The sequence below is a fragment of the Mangrovitalea sediminis genome (genome assembly GCF_002514725.1).
GTDB classification, from domain to species: Bacteria; Pseudomonadota; Gammaproteobacteria; order Pseudomonadales; family Oleiphilaceae; genus Mangrovitalea; species Mangrovitalea sediminis.
The window spans coordinates 84,676-104,684 of the sequence record NZ_NTLB01000006.1; the positions used below are offsets into that span (position 1 = coordinate 84,676).

The following is a 20,009-nucleotide window of genomic DNA, read 5'->3' on the forward strand; positions in this document are numbered from 1 at the left end:
ATTATAACCGGGTTCGACCGGCTTTGGCTTTGGCGGTGACCGAATTAGTCGATTTGATGTGCGAAGTGGCCACCGAGTCGATTCCGCCCGAAACCGATCCGGTCTTTACCTGTTCGGCCGAGATGGCTAACCTTGTCGCGCTCCGAGAGTCTGCTTCGCTCCACAGGCCTCTTTCGGAGGCGCCCAAGCCCCTATAGAAACAGCGGACCGGCTCTATATCATGGAAAAATCTTTCGAAGAGATCATTCGCGCGATTGGCGAAAACCCTGAACGCGACGGGTTACGCGACACCCCGAAACGCGCCGCCAAAGCCTTTCAGTTTCTCAACAAAGGCTATGCACAGACACTCGACGAGGTCGTCAATGGCGCCCTGTTCGAGTCGGACAACAGCGAGATGGTCATCGTTCGCGACGTAGAGCTGTATTCCTTGTGCGAACACCACCTGTTGCCCTTTATCGGCAAGTGCCATGTGGCCTATCTACCGACCGGCCGCGTACTGGGGCTCTCCAAAATTGCGCGTATCGTCGATATGTATGCCCGCCGCCTGCAGATCCAGGAGAATCTCACACTGCAGATTGCAGAGGCCATCGAGAAAGTCACCGGCGCCGCCGGCGTCGCCGTGGTGATCGAAGCCAAGCACCTGTGCATGATGATGCGCGGTGTCGAGAAACAGAATTCACTCATGAAATCTTCGGTCATGCTGGGCGCATTCCGCGAAAACCCTGCCACCCGCCAGGAATTCCTCGCACTGATACGATAACGCCCCAACCAACGCCGCTGTCAGTAAAACAGCGATGACTTCCCGGTCGGCAGGAGGCGATCCAGCGTCGCCTCCGCGCACTCTCTCCCCAACTGAATCATTTCAGGCGCCTTGTGGTAATCGAAGGTCTTACACGAGTGTTTGGGGATTTCAATCAGGATATCCGGCGGATAGCCCGCGAGCTTGTACTGGGTCAGTGAACTCTGCATCGTCTCGAAGGCCAGGTTCATGATGTCGAACTTGCCCAATCCCAACCGCTGCCATTTCAGCGCCTGCCTGGCATCTTCAGCATCCTTTTTCAGCGTCGGGTCCCGCTGCGGTGGAACGCCACTATCCTCAGCCCGCGCATTTTCCTCATCATCCGGCTTCCCCGAAAAGGAGCGCCAGGTATCCCGGTCAAATATTCGCGAGGCCTTTTCCCTGATACGCTCCAGCCATTCCTCAGAGGGGTCGCCATCGTCTTCCGCGTCAGTCTCTTCGGACGCGGAGGATGGCACCTCCAGCAACTGAAACGGCTGAGCGTCATCACCACTGAGGTTAACCGCAATGATCTGGTCGGCACGGGCCGCAATGGTGGGAATAATGGGCAACGGGTTCAGCAATCCGCCATCGACCAGCACCCTCCCCCCCATCAGGACCGGCGTCAGTAAGCTGGGGATCGCCACCGAGGCGCGGATCGCCTGATGCAGCGAACCTTCCTGGAACCAGATTTCCTTGTGAGCCAGGAGATCCGTTGCCACCGCCGTATAGGGAACCGGCAAATCCTCAATACGGATATCGCCAATCAGGTCATGCACAATGGCAAAAATTTTCTCTCCGCGGATAGCTCCGGGAAGCGATAGCGAGATATCCAGCAACTTGAGGACATCGAACTGCCCGAGTCCCGTGACCCAATCCTTGTAGTCCTGTAACTTACCCGCGGCGTACACGCCGCCGACCAGCGCGCCCATCGAGCAGCCCGCAATGGCGATGATATCGTAGCCTCGCTCGAGCAGGACCTCGATGACGCCGATATGGGCATAGCCCCGAGCGCCTCCGCTGCCCAGCACCAAGGCCACGGTCTTTCCGTTACCTGGTCGGGCCACGAACGGGCTCAAGGGATTGGTGTCGCTCATGAATCCGCACCTCCTTTACGAATCAGAACGATTTCAACACGATTACCGCTTCTGCCGGATTCCTGGATCGGTATGACCGGCCCCACCGGCACAACCTGAATACGGGAGCGATCGATGCCTCGGGCCTGAAGCAGGTCGGCAAACGCATTCGCAGCCTGACGCGCTCGCGCCATCATCTGGCTCAGCGACTGCTGGTCGAGCGCGGTATAGCCAACGACCACAAATTCTGCCTGGGGATACTTGTCCGCCAGCGCCTTGAGTTCACGCGTGGTCTCGACATCGAGATCGAAATGGGTCGTCAGTCCACCATGCCAGGGCACGACGATTGGCCCAATGCGACGCCCCTCCTCAGCCGTAATGCCTGGCAATACCGCCTTGGGCGGCAAGAGCAGTTCCCCCACTCGCACGCGAATCCCCAGATCGCCACGCCGAACCACGTAAATCACACTTAACACCCGCTGGCCCTGCGCATCCCGCCACAGTGCCACTCGATAATATTGCTGATCGTCGGACCCGTACAGGTCTGCCGTCTGAAAAACTTGATTCGCCCAAAGCCGGCTGGGACCGCAATCTCGGCCATCGCAGCCAAACAGCATCTGGGCGCGATGATCCCGCAACCAGGTTTGATAGTGTTCAACCACCCGGGTCGGGCTGTCGTCCTGGTTGATACGATAAAACCTGACCCGCCCCTCGACGGGAACGCGGATCACCCGGTCCCCTCTCAGCTCATCGTTGATCTGCTTGACGGAGCTTAGAAATATTCGGTAATCCGCATCCTTCACGGAAGTTTCCGACGTCTGGGTTGCCCCGGGAAAGGCAGGTACAGGGGGCGGCGACGCAAAGGCCGGCAAAGACAGCAACAGCGCCCCCCAAACCATGAGGCTTCGCACCGTGAAAGCCGCTGTTTTCAAAACATGCCACTTCATAAAAGAAAGTTCCGGATGGTTTCAGCGACGACGGGCGCCGACTCGGCTTCGAGGTGGCAATGGTGAGTACCCGTAACGCCCACGACGCGCACGTCTTCCAGGCTACCCAAACGATCATTATGCGATAGCGCCTTCGCCAGCACCCCGGCTTCCGCCGTCACCAGGAGACTCGGCATCGTGAGACGCGACAGGTAGCCTCTCACCTGAGGTTCCGACAGATACATCATCGAGGCATCTCTGAGGCGCCGATCAGTTCGCCAGCCGAAGCCCTCGTCCAGCACCTTCAGGTTGCGGTCAACGATACGTTCCGCACCCCAGCGGCTCAGCGCCAACGCCCCTGTCTCGCGGGCTGCCACCGCGTCAGACCGGTCAGCGTAGATTCGGGGCTGGCTCCGGCGATCGTTCAGGCGCTGGTCAATGGCCTTGCGCAGTTGCTCGGCAAAGCGCGTCTCATCCAAGGTTCTTGGACCCAGGCTGTCGATCATGACGAGCCGCTCGATTTTTTCGGGAAAGGCCGAGGCATAAAGGCTGGCGATGATTCCCCCCAGGGAATGACCGATCAGAATCAGGCGCTGTTTGCCAAGCGCCGCAACGATTTCAGCCACATCCCGCACATAATCGAGCAGTGCGTAGTCGTCGCCGGGTGGTCGGTGACCGGAATGTCCGTGCCCAGCCAAGTCGACAGCGATCACATGGTATGCCTCAGCGAAGGCGGGGCCAAGACGGCTGAAGGATGCTGCATTATCCAGCCAGCCGTGCAGGCAAAGGATCAGCGGATGCTCAGGCGAACCCCATGTCAGCCCGGCAACGTCGAGATGTTTGAGAGAAAGACTCCAGGGAGCGCCTTCCCGAGTCCTGTCGCGCATCCTGGTCATGCGAAATACCTATCTGGAGGGGTTACATGGTATGCGTCGGGCGATCCGAGCCCAAAGCTCCGGCCAGATAGGCTTCAATCTTGTTTTTTGCCGTCTCGTCATCGGCATTGAATTGAACACCAACACCTGCTGCCCTGTTTCCCTGGGCGCCTTTCGGCGTAATCCAGATGACCTTGCCGGCAACCGGAATTTTTTCGGCCTCTTCCATAAGGTTCAACAGCAAAAACACTTCGTCCCCCAGCTGGTACTGCTTCTGGGTGGGAATAAACAGACCGCCATTGCGAATAAACGGCATATAGGCCGCATACAGCACTGCCTTGTCCTTGATCGTCAGCGTCAGAATACCGCTGCGAGCACCAAATCCTGGCCCCATGATCGTTCTACCTGTCGGGCGCCAAACCTGCGAGGTGGCGCACTTACCACTGATGTTTGAAAGGACTCCATGGAAAGGTTCACCTTTGGGCGGCACAAAACCCGCCATTGAAAGGTGCACGGAGATTACCCAATTCTAGCCACTCTGCCGGGACTTTCCACCGGAGTCTACCGCAGTCAGGATGCGCGTGCCTGCTTACGCGGCATCAATTTACGCCACGCCATCAGCAGTTGACCGATTTCCAGTTCCGGGTTGAGATTGTACGTCATGCCCGCCCTCGCTTCCTGGATACGGGCATAAAGATGATGAACCTCTGCGGGATGGTTATGCTGCGCGAGATAGCTCAACATATCGTGCGCCTGATGATCCTCTCCATGACCGCCGGCGCCAAGTCGTGCTAGATCCTGCGCCCAGCGCCCCATGAAGACCAGCGTGGACGCCAAGCCTTCCTTGAGGAAAGGGGCGACCGCATCGCTTAATACAACCTGCCCCTTGAGATACTGGCGTAACGCCGACAGGCACTGTTCTGCGGCGGCGAGATGCCCATCATGAATCAACGCCTGCGCGGCAAGGGGCGCACCGCCTGCCAACGCCAACGCATGATCGAGGAGTTCGGGATCCCGCCCTTCCTCGCCTTCCAGACGTGATAGCAACCAGTCACGTGCCGTGTCGATGGGCGGCGTGGGTAGTGACAATACCTGGCAGCGTGAGCGCAAGGTCGGCAAAATCCGCTGGCCGGCATGCTGCAGCAATAGGAGATTGACGTCCGTCGCCGGCTCCTCGAGCGTTTTCAGCAAGGCGTTCGCCGCATTCATATTCAACTGATCTGCCGTATCCACGATGGCGATCTTGCGCGCGGCAACCTGCGGGCTCTGCACCAGAAACTCCGTCAAGGCCCGAACCTGGTCGACCTTGATAACACGAGAGTCAGCCGGCGTGCACACTTGAATATCCGGGTGGGCACCTGCCGCACGCAAGCGGCAATGCTTGCACTCCCCACAGGCTACATCGCCCGGATTGGAACAGAGCAGCCACGTCGCCAGGCGCTCTGCAAAGTCCCGCTTTCCACTACCTCGCACCGCCGATAACAGTAAGGCATGGGGCAGGCGGTCCAACCGGGACCACTCCACCACTCGTAACCAGGATGACTCGTGCCAGGGTAAAATTGGGTTTTCCGTCGCCGGCATTTCAGGTTTTCCGCTGTTTGAACGTGCGAACACTCCGCTTGAAGCGCTTCAGTTGACGCCAGAGTTCCCGTTCTGGAGTGCCCCGCGAGGAGTCATAGTAATGGCTGTTTAGCTGACGGGCAAAGTTCATCGACAAGCGCCCCAGCGTGGGATCCAGGTCATAGGCACGCTGGGCAATCTGAAGCGGCGTTTCCGACGCCTGGGAAGCGACTCCGACTTTTGACAAGAGCACCCGCCACTGACGAAACAGTCGTGCCATACCCTCCCCCTGTCGTTCTTGCCGTGCGCGCCAGAGAGACCACAGCGCAACACCGAGCGAGAACAATCCCACCAGTCCTGCAGAAATCCATCCCAGTTCCCGTTTTCCGATATGACGGGAAAGATGCCCGAACAACGCCAGCTGGGTATTCCCCTGGTAACCCACCACCCAACGCTCCCAGCGGTAGTTGAAGGCGTCCATCTGCAAATTGATCCAACGGACCCAGGCTATGTTGTTGTACCGCGAAGGCGCCATCCAGTTGTCTGCCAGGAAGTCGGCGGGGTCGGAGACTGCGGACTGTAAACCCCGTTCAATACGCTCCGGTGCGATGGCAGCGGTGGGGTCCACCCTTACCCAGCGCTGCCCAAGCCAAACCTCCACCCAGGCATGGGCGTCATACTGACGGACGATCAGATAGCGACCGTCTGCGCCAACCTCTCCACCCTGATAACCCACCACCAACCTGGCCGGAATACCTGCCACCCGCAGCACATATGCCGTCGCACTGGCGTAATGGGCACAAAACCCCTGACGCGTCTGAAACAACAGCGTGTCCATGGGATTGGCCCCCAGCTTCGGCGGATTCAGCGTGTAATAGAATGGCTGGGTATGAAAATAGTTCAGGACGGCTGCAACAACGGCCCTTGGCGTCCCATAGCGTGCACGTAGCGATAGCGCCCAGGCCCGGGTCTCGGGGTTTCCGCCCAACGGCAATGCCGTATCCCGAAAACGAACTGCAGCACTCAAGCGCGACGGCAGAGGCGCCACTGACAGGCGCTTCATCCGGTAGCGCACCGTCGTATCCACCGGCCGACGAAAGCGGATCAGGCCGTTCCCCATCGCCGAGATATTCGATGAAACCGGCACCGAGTCCCTCAACGCAAATCCCCAGCGTTGATAGGTCGGTTCCATCAAGACCTCGTACTCGTCGGCCGGCAATGGGCCCGCCCCAGCCTCTTCGTTGACCTTGCCCGGCGGAGACAACGGGGAATAGGACTGCCGTTCCCGCCAGGCTCGACCGTCATAGTCCTCCAGCACCAAACCACGCCAATAACGCTCCCGGGGCGGCGGGAGAGCGCCGCCGAAGCGAACCCGGAAAGCACGCCGGTCACTTTGCGCCAAATGGGAAATATCGCCAGGCGCAACCGTATCGCTGAACCCCGTCGTTCCACGATCCGACACCAGAGGGACACTCCATAACGGACCGATACGGGGGAAAAAGATGAAGAGACCGATCACCAGCGGCAGCGCCAGCAGGAATAGCTTGCCCATGCGCTTCCAGGTTTGAAGCATCCCCCGCTTCAGGTGCCCCCCTTGAGAGCCTTGTAACGCATTGAATAGAGAAAGAATACCGACGAAGTCGAGCAGCGCCCATCCAGGAGAACTCCTGAACAGGAAGTTGACGGCTGCCAGATAGCAAAGAATAAAAAAGAGCACATAGAGATCGCGACGGCTGCGCAACTCGAGCCACTTCAACGCGACGGTCAGGACGAAGAAATCACTGGCGGCTTCAACCGTAAATCGTCCCCTGACGGTAACCGCAAAAATCACCGCCAACACCAACACCATAAGGACACGAAGGGCTCTGCCGGGCATGCGCACACCAAAACGCGCCCCCGCCCATGCCCAAATCGCCAGGCCGCTAGTGACCAGTGCCAGCCAAATCGGTAAACGCGCCCATTGGGGGATGATCAGGAGCGCAAAACCGAAAAACAGCCAGTTAACGCTGAATGCCCGCAGCGCCGGGCCCTTGTGCTTTACATCCAGGCTACCCATTGGCCGGCCCCTCAAAGCCGTGCCACGCTAACGCCCGCATGCAGCTCAGCCGATGCGCCGCCCCTAGTCCCGGCCCATAACGGCGAGGGCCCATTTTCAGGCCATAAGGCTTCCCCGACAGCTCTCGCAAATCGATCAGGTGAGCCAGGTAGTTCAGACGAAGCTCGACATCAACACCCGGGAAGGCCTCAAGATCCAGCCAGTCGGGGTCCAACAGACCGGCCTGCCAATCCGCCGTCACCATATCCTCCGACCGGGCGTACCGCTTCCACTGCACGCGCTGTAGGGGATCCCCCTGTCGATACGGCCGAAGATCTATCCAGTCGACACCGGCCAGCGCGGACGAGGGAGCACCTTCATCAGCGGCGAGCGTACCTACCCGCTCGGGAGGGCAAGGGATCGCCGCCGGCCAGGCTAGCCCCCGACTCAGAGGGCGCCCCCAACTCCAGGCCTTGAGCAAGCCGAACGGAAAACGGGTTTCGATGCGCAGCCGTGGCAAATCGACCGGGCCCCTGCGACGCAGCGGTAGCCCAAGCTCGACATCCACGCTGTTACCCGCCATAACCGAGAAATTGACCGGATGCCGGGGATCCGCCGCCACCGTTAGCGAGGGGTAATCCCTGTCATTGTCCGCGATAAACCTTAAACCAATTCGCGATAACGACCCGACCTCGCCTTCTCCGGCCTCGACAACGATCAATTCCAGCCCCGCAAGGGATTGATATGTTTGCACAATTGACAGGAAAAACAACGTCCCCAACAGGAACGTCAGAAGATAGATCAGGCTGTTCTGGTAATTGATTCCCGTCAACAGCATGACGACCAGCAGGCCACAAAACACCAGGCCGGCACCGGAAGGCACGATAAAGATATTCCTTTGCTCGAAACAGACGCGATCCGAACGCCCGACACGCTGATCAACCCAGTGCTGCCACCGCTGACGCAGAAGACGGCGAGGTGTCGAAATCAGGCTAGAAATCATGGAAATACGCCACCTTTTTACTGCTAGGCTTCCGTTACAATCGTCGGATTGCCCCAATGGTAGTATTTGTACACAAAACTACGAAAATAGGCTTGAAAAACACGATCCTCAATCGAATACTGAACAATAGCAGGTCGTCCAGGCACAGGTATCGTAATCTGTCAGTGAAGTCGGATGAATGCATCGGAAATGCCCGGCCGATAAGAGTATGATCGGTATTTCCAGAGACTTATGCTGAATGATCCGGACACATCGGAATCTTACAGCTAAATAGCATTATTGCGGTTGCTGTTGACCCAAATCCGGCATTCTACTCATGGACAGCCTCATGCGTACGCTTAGAGCCACTTTGACTATTTCCTCCCTTGCCACTGCCATTGCGCTGACCGCAATACCGCTGTCCGCTGATGCAGGCGTCAAGTCACTCTCCTCCGACGAGATGGTTCAGACCTACATCAAGGACTCGGCCATCATTATCGTGCCGCAAACGAATAAGTCGGAAAAAGAGAAAGAAGCTGAGAAGAAAAAGCAGCTCGAAGAGGAAGAAAACGCGGTTATCAGGACGCTAACGATCTCGCCCGGAGAACCCGTCGTTACTGATGCAGACAAGCAGCGCCTGCTCGATAAACAGCAAAAGGCCAGCTCAGACCAAATCAGCGGTGCGGTACAAACGGCAGAAGAGCAACTGGTTAAGCAAACTCTGCTGACACCGCTGGATCAGATCTCCAAAGCCCAGCCCGTCGCCGATTTCTCGCCCACGATTACCCCAGTCGTATTCGGCCAATTGAATCGCGTCACCATCCCCGACGCCCCCTTTACGCAAAGTGCATTTGGCAATCAATTGGGCTTGAGCTATGACGGACAGAAAGTAACGTTCTCCTTCGGCAACAGCCTCCCAGGGGTGAGCACCATTACGATGCCGCAAGCGATCCATCAGGGCGGTATTGACCTGACGCCCAAACCTGGCGGTGGTTTCGACTTATCGATTGCTGTCCCCAAGAACTGATTCCAGCAACCACGGGTTACACGTGAGAGCCGGGCTAAAGGTCCGGCTTTTTCATGCCTGAACACTCTTGACGCTTGTGCCCCGAACTTCAGTCCACTGCAAAGACGGCTTCCCGCGTTCCCCGCCTGTACCATATTCCTATAACAACGGGACCAGAACACCAGCCGGCACTACAGGCATACCCCCAGGAACATCCCATCAATTCGAATCGCTCCCGTCTTGTACAAGCGACTTCGTTTCCCATGCCCCAATAAAAAAGGTTCATCGCACTTTACCGGGAAAAGCGGCTTTGATTTCAAAGAGAAGTCGCTGCCCCGATACCCCCTTGTCATACCTGGAGGTTAGCGCTTGCTCCATCGGTAGGGCGCAATAACCGAAGGGCATTGCGCCGCATGGCAGCGGACAAATTCCGAGTTTAGCTTCCGGGTGTAGTATCGTCGTTGGTCAGTCATGGGGTGTTGTTACACCGAGTGGCGTCTTATTCGGCGCAATGCCCTTCGGTTATTGCGCCCTACGGCTTTTCACGCTAATCCGCGACGATCCATAAAAAAGGCCACCCCGAGGGGTGGCCTTCACTCTTGCGAGTACTACAGTCGATCTTAGTGACCGTAGATGCGCAGAGTGGTGTTGTCTACAGCCAGGTTGCTGATAGCAACCGAACCGACGCTAACACCACCAACCAGGACTTGGCTCATGTTGATATCCATCGGCGATACAGCTACGTCGATAGCCAGAGCGCTGGTTGCAGTCTGAGCAACCTGAACCGGACCAGTAGAGCCCAGCAGGGTAACGCTGGTTGCAGTCGGGGTGCTGGCGTAGAGGTTCAGGTCAGCAGTCGCGAACTGAGCGGCAGTAGCACCGGCGGTGTTACCTGCAGCAACAGCAGCCAGGTAACCACCGTGGTGGATGCTCAGACCACGGATACCCACGGCAACGAAGTTGGCATCGAATTGCATGTCTTCAACGCTGAACGCAGTTTGCAGTTCCAAGCTGCTAGTAGCAGCGGTTGCACCGAAAGGCGTGTAGTCTTGGTTGTGAACAGTGATGTTCAGAGCACCCAACAGACCGAAGGCTTCCATGTTGGACAGCAGCGTAGTGCTGGTAGCGCCAGTGGAGTCTTGGATGCCGATGGAACCAACCTTGACACCCCAGTCAATCGGGTTGCCGGAGATGCTGCCCAGATCGATAGTGGCATCACCGTTTGCAGCAATGTCGATCAGGATTGCAGCGTCGTCAAGAGCGTTGGTCCAGCCAGTGTTGTTAGCAGTAGCATAAGCTGCACCGTTAGCAGTTACACCAGCACCACCAACTTCTACGTTGTTGATGGTCAGGCTGCCGTCGTCAGTGTATTTGATCTGGCCAATCGTCATGTGCGAAGACAGTTCGATGGTCACACCGGCCTGGCCAGTAACGTTGCCCAGGGTAGAATCGTTCAGTGCTTTCAGTTGTGCGTTTGCAACCATGGGGGCAGCTGCAATAGCGGTAACCAGTACAAGCTTCTTCAGGCCTTTCATCTTGTTCTCCTTATTACACAGAGTACAAATGTGATTTTTTAGTTTTATCGTTAGACGGGCTTTTCCTGACCGTCGAAGCCATTCTAGTGCCTGTCAGTCGAATTCTTCCGTGACTGTAGTCACAAATCATTACGAACAGATACAGACATCGTTAATATTGGTAAAATTCGACAAGAAATGTGAAGGGCTTGTTACCGGGGTTTTTGCAGAAGAAAAGTGCAGATACGACATTAAACTGCCGTATCTGCGAGCCGGATTTATTTCACAGCCATTACAAATCATCCATTGTTCGGGGAGCCTTTTTGAGGATCATAGAACATGACGAAAGGTTTCTTCCGATCGATAGGCTTTCCAAATGCGAGCTTCCCATCCTTAAACTTATACGGGATGATCCGCATCGCCGATACACCCAGCAAGTGTTCGTATTCGGCGACCAGAACCGTCTGTTTCTTTCCATCCTTTTCAGGGGCAGCCGCCGTGTAATAAATTACTGCGGCGACGATCGTATGGTGCCTCGCTGCGGCCCTTAAGGCGGCACGGTATATTTCGACACGAGCGCCGGCCGGAACATCCTTCTGCTTGATATCCAGTTCCTTAACGCCACCGTTGACAAACATCATTGCGGCGCTTGGCATCGTTTTCCCATCTTTCGACAGCGAATCTACAGGCCGCTTGATACTTTCCTTGAAAAGCGCCGCCAACTGTCGCTCCGCAGCCCCTTCCATAGATTTAATGACTTTAGCCGCTGCCGCCTTTTTCTCTGCCTCGGTCATCGGCTTCTCTGGTTTCTTCGCTTCTGGCGCCGACGTAGCCGCCGGTTGGCCTGCCGCTTGTTTAGCGTCTTGCGCTTGAGCCACATTGAGCGTCAAGCCCAATAGACAAGCCACGAAAACTACACCCATTCTTCGCATACGATTACGCCTTGCACCTGATTCATGTTGTTATGAGTCGTTCATTACGCCACGAGGAAACGGCAGTCGTTCCTCGCGCTCACCGGACCCTGTAAAATAGCGCACTCACCCCTACAGGGAAGTCGACTGTGAAGTTTTGTGACCCAGACATCACTTTTGGGACCAGTGCGACAAGATCACGCCACTTTCCACCGCATTGATGGCGCAGTCGCTCGTCTCCGTCAGTCTTCAGACACCAACTGTATGACAGCCTGGAAGGCGACTCGGTTCTTAACGATTCACCCTACTGAGCAATACGTCACAAACAAAGGCCCCAACCGAGAAATCACATTGGTAGCGTTCACCCCCCTCGAAGACTTCGCCCGTTTTGCCGACCGACTTCATCGTCAGGAGGGCTTCATCTACTTCGGCGCGCCTGGCGATAACGGTGAACGCGGTGATTACGACATCGTAACCGCCCTGCCCGAGCGGCAAATCCGCTGCCACGCGGATTCACTGTCGCCGATGCCCCTGCCAGCCGCCATTGAAACATTGAAGTCAGCACTAGAGCCAGCGCCCCGCCTATCTCCTGATCAATTGACGTCCTTACCGTTCATTCCCCCTTTTATCGGCGGACTGGCAGGCCATATAGGTTATGAGACCGGCTACTACCTTGACCCGACAACAACAGCCCTTCGTGCCAAGGACGATGGCGACCTGTTATCGGTTGGCCTCTATACCTGGGCTGCGGTTAAGGAGAACCGAACGGGTCGTTCTGCGCTATTCTGGCACCCTCGCTGCACAACAGCGACACGGGAGCATATTCGGTCAATGGCAACGGCCAGGATCAGCCCGGCGGATAATTTCCGGATAACCCGCCCTTTTGCGCCCGATCAAACCGCCGAACAGTACCAGTCCAGGGTATCGCGAATTCTCGACTACCTGCTTGCTGGTGATGCTTATCAGGTTAACCTCTCACAGCGCTTTGAAGGTGGTTACGAGGGCGATCCATGGCACGCGTTTCTCCAACTCACCGCCGCCCATGACGCCGCTTTCTCGGCCTATTACAATTCTGGCCACAGCCAGATACTCAGCCTCTCTCCCGAACGCTTCATACTGGCGGATAAGGGTCGGGTAATCACAGCCCCCATCAAGGGTACGCGAGCACGCGGTGCCACGAGGGACGAGGACGCACGTCTTCGCGAGCAGCTCGTCAACAGTGAGAAAGACCGGGCCGAAAACCTCATGATCGTCGACCTACTGCGCAACGATCTCGGGCGCCAATGCGTCACGGGCTCCGTTCACGTCGACGAGCTGTTCCGCGTCGAAAGTCATCCCAACGTCCACCACCTTGTCAGCACGATTTCCGGGCGCCTACGCCCGGACCTGACACCGTTGGACCTGCTGCTGAGTGCCTTTCCGGGCGGCTCTATCACTGGTGCTCCCAAACGGCGCGCCATGGAAATCATTCACGAGCTGGAACCGCATCAGCGAGGCCCCTATTGTGGATCGATCTTCTATATCAGCCACCATGGCCGCATGGACAGCAATATCGCGATAAGGACATTGAGGTGTAGCGAGGGATTGATTGAGTGCTGGGGCGGCGGCGGCGTGGTTGCCGACTCAGATCCGCAAGAGGAATACGAAGAGTCTTGCGTGAAGGTCAAACGGTTAATGGAGATTGTCGAAAGTCTTCACTAACCACATGGCCGGCATCTCGGTGCGCCGGCCATGCCGTCAGGCCTCAGAGAGCAATATCGCGAACGCTCAGCTCACAAAACTGCCGTTTGAGATCCTCATAGGTGTGGACCGCCGGAAACTGCGGAAACTCATCGATAACGTTTTGCGGTGCATGGAACAGGATGCCTGCATCCGCTTGCGACAGCATTGTCGTATCGTTGTAGGAATCTCCCGCCGCCAACACACGGTAATTCAACAACTGAAATGCACGGACGGACTGGCGCTTGGGATCTCGCTGGCGAAGCAGGTAGTTGGTGATACGCCCGTCTTCAGCCACGTCCAACTTATGACACAGCAATGCTGGGAAGCCCAGCTTAGCCATCAGCGGCATGGCAAACTCATAAAAGGTGTCCGACAGAATCACTACCTGGAACCGGGCCCGCAGCCAGTCCATGAATTCAACGGCACCTTCGAGGGGGTCCAGGCCGCCAATCACTTCCTGAATCTCGTTGAGCCCATAGCCATGCTGATCGAGCAGGCGCAGCCGCTGACGCATCAGCACATCATAATCCGGGATATCCCGGGTTGTTGCCTTGAGTTCAGGAATGCCGGTTTTCTCGGCAAACGCGATCCAGATTTCCGGAATCAATACACCTTCCAGATCGAGGCAGGCCAGTTCCACGAATAACTCCTTGATTTTATTCAATCAGTTTACGACAAGCGTCGCCGATATGACATCCGGCCAGCGTGCGCCATGCCGATAAGCGGTGCCTCATAATAAAGGAAAGCATCGACCTTTGGCAGCGCTTCAAATTGCTATAAGGATATAAGTTGCTATTCCTTTTGTGCCTAGCGGCGCAATGATAAAGTTCGGCCTTGTTCCCTGGCTCATCCCGGGTCCGGTACTTATCGGTATTTCGGGACAGCCTGCCATCCGATCTTCAGAGGCTCGTCACTCATGACCGACATCAGCCAACTCGCCCAGGAGCTTAGTGCGGAGTCACCCAGAAGCATTCTGAAATATGCCCTGCAACACTATGATAATATTGCGATATCATTTAGTGGCGCAGAAGATGTGGCGCTAATCGAGCTAGCACATAAACTGACCGATAACCTGCGCGTCTTCACGCTGGACACCGGTCGCCTACACCCTGAAACCTATCGTTATATCGATCAGGTGAAGACTCATTACGGTATCGATATCGAAGTGTTGTTTCCGGATACCGAGGCTGTTCAGCAACTCGTGAGCCGCAAAGGGCTTTTCAGCTTCTACCAGGATGGACACAGCGAATGTTGCGGCATTCGCAAGGTTGAACCCCTGCGCCGCAAGCTGGCGACTGTCGACGCCTGGATCACCGGTCAGCGCCGTGATCAAAGCCCCAGCACCCGCAATGATGTTCCTGTGGTGCAGCAGGACACCACCTTTGGCTCAGACGAGCGGCCACTGGTGAAGTTCAATCCGTTGGCCAACTGGTCTTCCAAAGAAGTCTGGGATTACATCCGGATGTCCGAAGTGCCTTATAACAGCCTGCACGAAAAGGGCTTCATCAGCATTGGGTGCGAGCCCTGCACGCGCCCTGTTCTGCCGGGTCAGCATGAGCGCGAAGGGCGCTGGTGGTGGGAAGAGGCTACGCAGAAGGAGTGCGGCCTGCATGCCGGCAACCTGATCGCAAGCCAATCTTAAGGCTTCTTGCGACCTTGCCGACTCAGTCCGCTAGAACACCGTCGAGGCCACCGATGGCCTCGATAGGCTCGCAAGACGCAGGGGCTAGTGGATTGGCAGTTCAATATCCTTGAACAGTTCATCCAGTTCAACGCGATTGGTCCGGTGAGAGGCGGCCTCGACCAGATCGCGAGTCAGGTGGGGGGCAAAACGCTGGATAAAGTCATACATATAACCCCGTAAGAAGGTCCCTTTTCGAAAACCGATCTGTGTCGTGCTCGGCTTGAAGAGATGCCTTGCATCGAGAGCCACCAGGTCCTTGTCCGTCACCTCATCGATTGCCATCCGGGCAACGATCCCAACGCCCAGTCCCAGCCGTACGTAGGTTTTAATAACGTCAGCGTCGGCAGCGGTAAACACCACTTTTGGCGTCAGACCCGCTTCCTGGAAAGCCTCGTCAAGCTTCGAGCGCCCGGTAAACCCAAAGACATAAGTGACCAGGGGATACTCGGCGACATCCTTCAGCGTCAACTCCTTCAACTGTGTCAACGGATGCTCCCGCGGCACGATGATGCAACGATTCCACCGATAACAGGGCATCATGATCAAGTCGCTGAACAGTTCCAAGGCCTCAGTGGCAATCGCAAAATCCACTGCACCCGTCGCCGCCATTTCCGAAATCTGCATAGGCGTTCCCTGGTGCATATGCAGGGATACTTCCGGGTATGCCTCGATAAAGCCGCGAATGATGGGCGGCAGAGCATAACGCGCCTGGGTGTGCGTTGTAGCAATGCTGAGATCACCCCGTCGCTGGTTACTGAACTCCTGGGCGATCTTCTTGATCCCCTCTACCCGCCTCAGGATTTCCCCCGACTCACGAATGATCGTCTCGCCGGCCGGCGTGATACGAGTCAGGTGCTTACCGCTGCGTGCAAACACCTCGACCCCTAATTCATCTTCCAAGAGTCGAATCTGCTTCGAAATACCGGGTTGAGACGTGTAAAGGCTCTGCGCCGTAGCGGATACGTTGAGATCGTGATGCGCAACTTCCCAAATGTAGCGCAATTGCTGCAGCTTCATGATTCCTCCAGAACCTCATCCGAACAAAGTCGAATAAAAATATAAGTAAATATTCTTTTTATGAATAGATAAGAGTCAGTAGAGTTTGATCATCCACGGAAGCACAGTACCTAAAGTGTAGACCAAAATCATGGATATATTGCTATATGTTATAGCCGGCGCTGGTGTCGGTTTCGCCGTCGGACTGACAGGCGTTGGAGGCGGGTCCCTGATGACCCCCATCCTTCTGCTGTTCGGTTTTCCGGCACATATTGCCGTGGGTACTGATCTTATCTATGCCGCCGTCACCAAAGGCAGCGGCGTGCATTCTCACCACCGGCACCGCAATGTCAACTGGCAGGTGGTGCGTCGTCTGGCCTCGGGCAGCTTGCCGGCATCAATCATCACCATCCTCATCCTGTCCCGTTTTTTTTCGGATCCTGCCGAATACCAGGGGCTATTGATGTCGACGCTGGGTGCCATGCTGATCCTGACATCTATCGTCCTGCTTTTCCGCTCCCGCCTCCAGCGATTTCAAGCCACCACAACCGAAGGTCGCAGATGGCATGAACACTATCAGGCCCCGCTTACCATTCTTGCCGGCGTATTTCTGGGTATCTGCGTCACGCTGTCGTCGGTAGGCGCTGGCGCCTTCGGTGCGGCCATTCTGATGATCCTGTATCCAAGGCTTTCACCGATCGAAATTATCGGCACCGATCTGGCACATGCGGTTCCATTGACGCTGGTCGCCGGACTCGGTCACTGGGAACTGGGCAACATCAACTTCTACCTGCTGGGCAGTCTCCTGCTCGGCTCGCTGCCGGCCATCCATCTGGGGACCTATTTGGGACGGCGCCTTCCGGCCAAAGTGATGCAATCAGCCCTTGCCAGCATCCTTTTCCTTGTCGGACTGAAATACGTCTTCTTCTAGGAAACCTAGGCAGGGCCCCCGTTCCGGGTCACCCTGCTCCATTTCCGGCCTCACGACACGTCAGTCACAGCTTGACAATGCCTGTAAAGGCCCGACAATGCTGAGCTGACGATCCTTTCTGCCCATATGCTGTCGGGATGAACTTTCAGGCTCCTGGATGATCTGATTTCGCATGTTGTTAGCGACCAAATTCTTGAGACCCGCCCCCGATTCTCGTGCGATCACTCGCACGCGCTTGCTGGACAGACTTAAGCCCCGCCCGGGCAAACGCATCACCACCGTCATTGCACCCGCCGGGTACGGCAAGACCACCCTGGTCAACCAATGGTGTGAGCAGGATGGCGGAACGATCGCCTGGCTGTCACTGGATGCGGGCGACGACGAACCCCGTCGCTTCTGGCAATATGTCGCCGGCGCCATTGAGCGTCAGAAGATCGCCGACATCAGCGACGCCAGAAAAAGAATCAATGACCTGTCGGAGCAGGAATTCGATGGCGCCATCACAGCGCTCATCAATGCCCTTGCCGAACGCGACGACAACGCCGCGGTGCTCGTACTCGATGACTACCACCTGATCAAGCGCCCGGACATCCACTGGCAACTGGGCTACTTCATCGATTACCTGCCGCCACAGTTCCAGGTAGTGCTCATTTCGCGAACAGAGCCACCGCTTCCCCTTGCACGCTGGCGCGTCAGGCACAGCCTGGACGAAGTCCATGCAGCTGACCTCGCTTTTTCGGAAAGCGAGTGCCAAAGCTTTTTCAACGACTACATGGGACTTGCGCTGACGCCGGAACAGGCCACCCAGCTCTGGCAACGAACGGAGGGCTGGGTCGCCGCCATGCAGCTCGCCGCACTTTCCGGCAGTCACGACGATCGCCTGAAAAATACCGAATCACTCATCCGGTACGGCGGCGGCGACAAATACATCAGCGATTATGTCCTGAGCGAGATTCTCGATCACCAGGCGCCGGAGATACGCCAGTTCCTGCTCGAAACGGCCTGCTGCCTGCGCCTTTGCGGCCCCCTGTGCGATGGCATTCGCGAGGCCACGAATAGCCAGGGCATTCTGGAAACGCTGGTTGCAGCGAACCTCTTCATTATTCCCCTGGATACGCGGGGTGAATGGTTCCGCTACCACGACCTGTTCCGGGAAGCGCTCTATAACCGCCTGAAGCAGACCGATAGTCAGCGCATCGATCAATTACAGCAGCGTGCCGTCGACTGGTTTCTGGAGCACGATCAACTGCAGGAAGCCATTGCCCAACTGGTGCAGCTCGAAGACTGGGAATGGCTGGCCAAGGTATTGGAGCAGTATGGCAACAACCTGATCCACGGCGGCTATCACCTTCCTGTTCTCGGCTGGATGGACCGCATGCCGGTATCGCTGACCGAGTCTCGCCCCCGGCTGCTGATGCTGCGTATCTGGGCACTGTTCTTCAGCAACAAACTCGATATCGTTGAACCCCTGCTCGAACGCCTGGAAAGCCTTTTGCACAAGCGCATTGCCGAAGACCATCCAGATACGGATGGTGCCATGGCGCTGCAGAGCGAAATCGCGTTGATACGCTCCTACCTCGCGCGCACAAGAAGCGATTTACAAAAAGCCAGCGTGTTGACCCAGCAGGTCCTGAGGGATATCGACCACACGAACATACCGCTGAAATCGGTGACCTATTACGGTATCGGACTGGATTGTTACGCCCGGGGCGATCTGGTGTCGGCACGTACCGCACTTCAATCGTCCGTTGACCACGGCAAGGCCGAGAAAAAGCACTCCACCGTACTTTCCAGCGGTGGCCTGCTCGCCTGGATACTCTTTCATCAGGGTGAAATGGACCTGGCCCTGGAACTCTGCGCGTCAGTCCGGGCCTGGGTGGATAGCTACCACACCGATCCATCCCAGCCTCGCCTCGTGTCCTGCTGGCAAAACAGTGCCCTGATACAGATCTACCGTGAGCGTAACGACCTTTCCCTGGCACAGACGTACCTGAATCCACTGCTTGATCACGTGAAAAAAGGTACCGAACCCGGACAGCACATCATCATCCAGTATATGCGCGCGCATCTCGCGTTTTCCCAGGAAAACTATGAGGAAGCCATCGCATACCTGGAAGATGCGGAAAATGTGCTGACGCACAAGCGTGACGTCATAGTTTTCGAGCCGCCAAGTGTGGACGCACTGAAAGCCCGTTGTTTCATGGCCATGGGTCAACTCGACAAGGCCACGGCCTGGTTGCGTCGGCGGGAGGAGCAAACCTATCAGAACCCGCTGAATCGCGAACAAAGCCTCATTACCGCGGCACGTGTGATGCTGGCAACCCAGCGCCCGGAGGATGCACTGAATATCCTCATTCCACTGCGGACGGAAACCGAACAAAGCCAGCACAACAAGCACCTGATCGAGTTGTTGGCCGTCTATGCTACGGCCTGCCACTTAAAAGGCGATGAAGCCGAAGCCGTAGCCACGATGCAGCAGGCACTCCGGCTTGCTGCCCGGGATCGTCTGCTACGCCTCTTCGTGGACGAGGGCGAAGCCACCGCTCACCTCATCCGGCACAGCGACACCCGGGACCTGCCCGACTCCTACATGGCGGAATTGCACCGCCTGCTGGATGAACGCTACTCCCCCGAATCGAGCCAGCCGGTGGGCGAGCCCAAGCCCGCCACAGCTGTGATTGGCTGTGCCGAATTGGTGGAACCGCTCAGTCAGCGTGAGCTGGAAGTATTGGAATTGATCAATGCCGGGCTGGCCAATAAGGAAATCGCCCTGAAACTCGATGTTGCGCCAACCACGATTAAGGCCCACATTCGTAATCTTTACGGTAAAATTGGCGCCCGTAGCCGTACCGAAGCCCTGGCGAAGGCTAGACAGCTAGGTGTTTTATCCTGATTTACGGTAAATAGCGCCTTCTTTTGTGACAAGCATCACAAAAATACGCGTTACGCCCACCCGCTACGCCCTTTGGACGATCCGAATACGCCCCCTCCCCCCCTAAACTGCAAACATCGA

At 56.7% G+C, this 20,009-nt stretch carries 17 protein-coding genes; 6 read left to right on the top strand and 11 right to left on the bottom strand.

Translation table 11 applies throughout. From position 1 onward, the window contains the following. Positions 1–220: 220 nt before the first annotated feature. A complete protein-coding gene (folE, locus tag CLR77_RS15465) occupies positions 221–760 on the top strand; it encodes a GTP cyclohydrolase I FolE (RefSeq protein WP_097461589.1) in 540 nt (179 codons plus the stop codon). Positions 761–780: 20 nt separating this feature from the next. Here the strand turns inward: folE and CLR77_RS15470 are convergent, their stop codons facing one another. The 7 genes from CLR77_RS15470 to CLR77_RS15500 form a co-directional block, all read right to left on the bottom strand. Further along, positions 781–1,875: a patatin-like phospholipase family protein gene (locus tag CLR77_RS15470; RefSeq protein ID WP_097461590.1), complete on the bottom strand. Its 1,095-nt coding sequence runs from the start codon at positions 1,873–1,875 to the stop codon at positions 781–783. Further along, positions 1,872–2,801, bottom strand: a complete 930-nt coding sequence (locus CLR77_RS15475; RefSeq protein WP_097461591.1) for a DUF4892 domain-containing protein — start codon at positions 2,799–2,801, stop codon at positions 1,872–1,874. Before CLR77_RS15475 ends, CLR77_RS15470 begins: the two co-directional genes overlap by 4 nt. Further along, on the bottom strand, positions 2,798–3,676 hold the full coding sequence (locus CLR77_RS15480; protein WP_097461592.1) for an alpha/beta fold hydrolase: 879 nt from the start codon (positions 3,674–3,676) through the stop codon (positions 2,798–2,800). The genes CLR77_RS15475 and CLR77_RS15480 overlap by 4 nt, the downstream gene beginning before the upstream one ends. A 22-nt stretch (positions 3,677–3,698) precedes the next feature. Beyond that, complete coding sequence (locus CLR77_RS15485; protein ID WP_097461593.1) at positions 3,699–4,049, bottom strand: PilZ domain-containing protein; 351 nt, start codon at positions 4,047–4,049, stop codon at positions 3,699–3,701. 176 nt (positions 4,050–4,225) lie between these two features. Continuing rightward, positions 4,226–5,236 carry a DNA polymerase III subunit delta' gene (holB, locus tag CLR77_RS15490; protein WP_097461594.1) on the bottom strand — a complete coding sequence of 337 codons (1,011 nt, stop codon included), beginning with the start codon at positions 5,234–5,236 and terminating at the stop codon, positions 4,226–4,228. 1 nt (position 5,237) lies between these two features. Then, the gene (locus tag CLR77_RS15495; protein WP_097461595.1) at positions 5,238–7,271 is read right to left on the bottom strand and encodes a transglutaminase family protein; all 2,034 of its coding nucleotides are present in this window, start codon (positions 7,269–7,271) and stop codon (positions 5,238–5,240) included. Then, the gene (locus tag CLR77_RS15500; RefSeq protein WP_097461596.1) at positions 7,264–8,253 is read right to left on the bottom strand and encodes a DUF58 domain-containing protein; all 990 of its coding nucleotides are present in this window, start codon (positions 8,251–8,253) and stop codon (positions 7,264–7,266) included. Before CLR77_RS15500 ends, CLR77_RS15495 begins: the two co-directional genes overlap by 8 nt. Positions 8,254–8,581: 328 nt before the next feature. Between CLR77_RS15500 and CLR77_RS15505 the strand changes: the two genes are divergently transcribed. Then, on the top strand, positions 8,582–9,259 hold the full coding sequence (locus tag CLR77_RS15505; protein WP_097461597.1) for a hypothetical protein: 678 nt from the start codon (positions 8,582–8,584) through the stop codon (positions 9,257–9,259). Positions 9,260–9,858: 599 nt separating this feature from the next. On the opposite strand, the gene CLR77_RS15510 is transcribed toward CLR77_RS15505, so the two are convergent. Both CLR77_RS15510 and CLR77_RS15515 read right to left on the bottom strand, forming a co-directional pair. After that, on the bottom strand, positions 9,859–10,773 hold the full coding sequence (locus CLR77_RS15510; protein WP_097461598.1) for a DUF6160 family protein: 915 nt from the start codon (positions 10,771–10,773) through the stop codon (positions 9,859–9,861). 278 nt (positions 10,774–11,051) lie between these two features. After that, a complete protein-coding gene (locus CLR77_RS15515) occupies positions 11,052–11,684 on the bottom strand; it encodes a hypothetical protein (protein ID WP_097461599.1) in 633 nt (210 codons plus the stop codon). A gap of 330 nt (positions 11,685–12,014) precedes the next feature. On the opposite strand from CLR77_RS15515, the gene pabB reads away from it, so the two are divergent. Then, positions 12,015–13,364: an aminodeoxychorismate synthase component I gene (gene pabB / locus CLR77_RS15520; RefSeq protein WP_158227222.1), complete on the top strand. Its 1,350-nt coding sequence runs from the start codon at positions 12,015–12,017 to the stop codon at positions 13,362–13,364. A gap of 43 nt (positions 13,365–13,407) precedes the next feature. Here the strand turns inward: pabB and thrH are convergent, their stop codons facing one another. Beyond that, positions 13,408–14,025 carry a bifunctional phosphoserine phosphatase/homoserine phosphotransferase ThrH gene (thrH, locus tag CLR77_RS15525; RefSeq protein ID WP_097461601.1) on the bottom strand — a complete coding sequence of 206 codons (618 nt, stop codon included), beginning with the start codon at positions 14,023–14,025 and terminating at the stop codon, positions 13,408–13,410. Between the two features lie 276 nt (positions 14,026–14,301). Between thrH and CLR77_RS15530 the strand changes: the two genes are divergently transcribed. After that, positions 14,302–15,027: a phosphoadenylyl-sulfate reductase gene (locus tag CLR77_RS15530; protein WP_097461602.1), complete on the top strand. Its 726-nt coding sequence runs from the start codon at positions 14,302–14,304 to the stop codon at positions 15,025–15,027. 84 nt (positions 15,028–15,111) lie between these two features. On the opposite strand, the gene cysB is transcribed toward CLR77_RS15530, so the two are convergent. Next, entirely contained in the window at positions 15,112–16,086 is a 975-nt protein-coding gene (cysB, locus tag CLR77_RS15535; protein ID WP_097461603.1) for an HTH-type transcriptional regulator CysB, read from the bottom strand. A 130-nt stretch (positions 16,087–16,216) separates the two neighbouring features. On the opposite strand from cysB, the gene CLR77_RS15540 reads away from it, so the two are divergent. Next, positions 16,217–16,996 (top strand): sulfite exporter TauE/SafE family protein, encoded by a 780-nt coding sequence (locus CLR77_RS15540; protein WP_097461604.1) that lies wholly within the window; start codon positions 16,217–16,219, stop codon positions 16,994–16,996. A 235-nt stretch (positions 16,997–17,231) separates the two neighbouring features. Further along, positions 17,232–19,889 (top strand): LuxR C-terminal-related transcriptional regulator, encoded by a 2,658-nt coding sequence (locus CLR77_RS15545; RefSeq protein WP_227519950.1) that lies wholly within the window; start codon positions 17,232–17,234, stop codon positions 19,887–19,889. Positions 19,890–20,009: the final 120 nt, after the last annotated feature.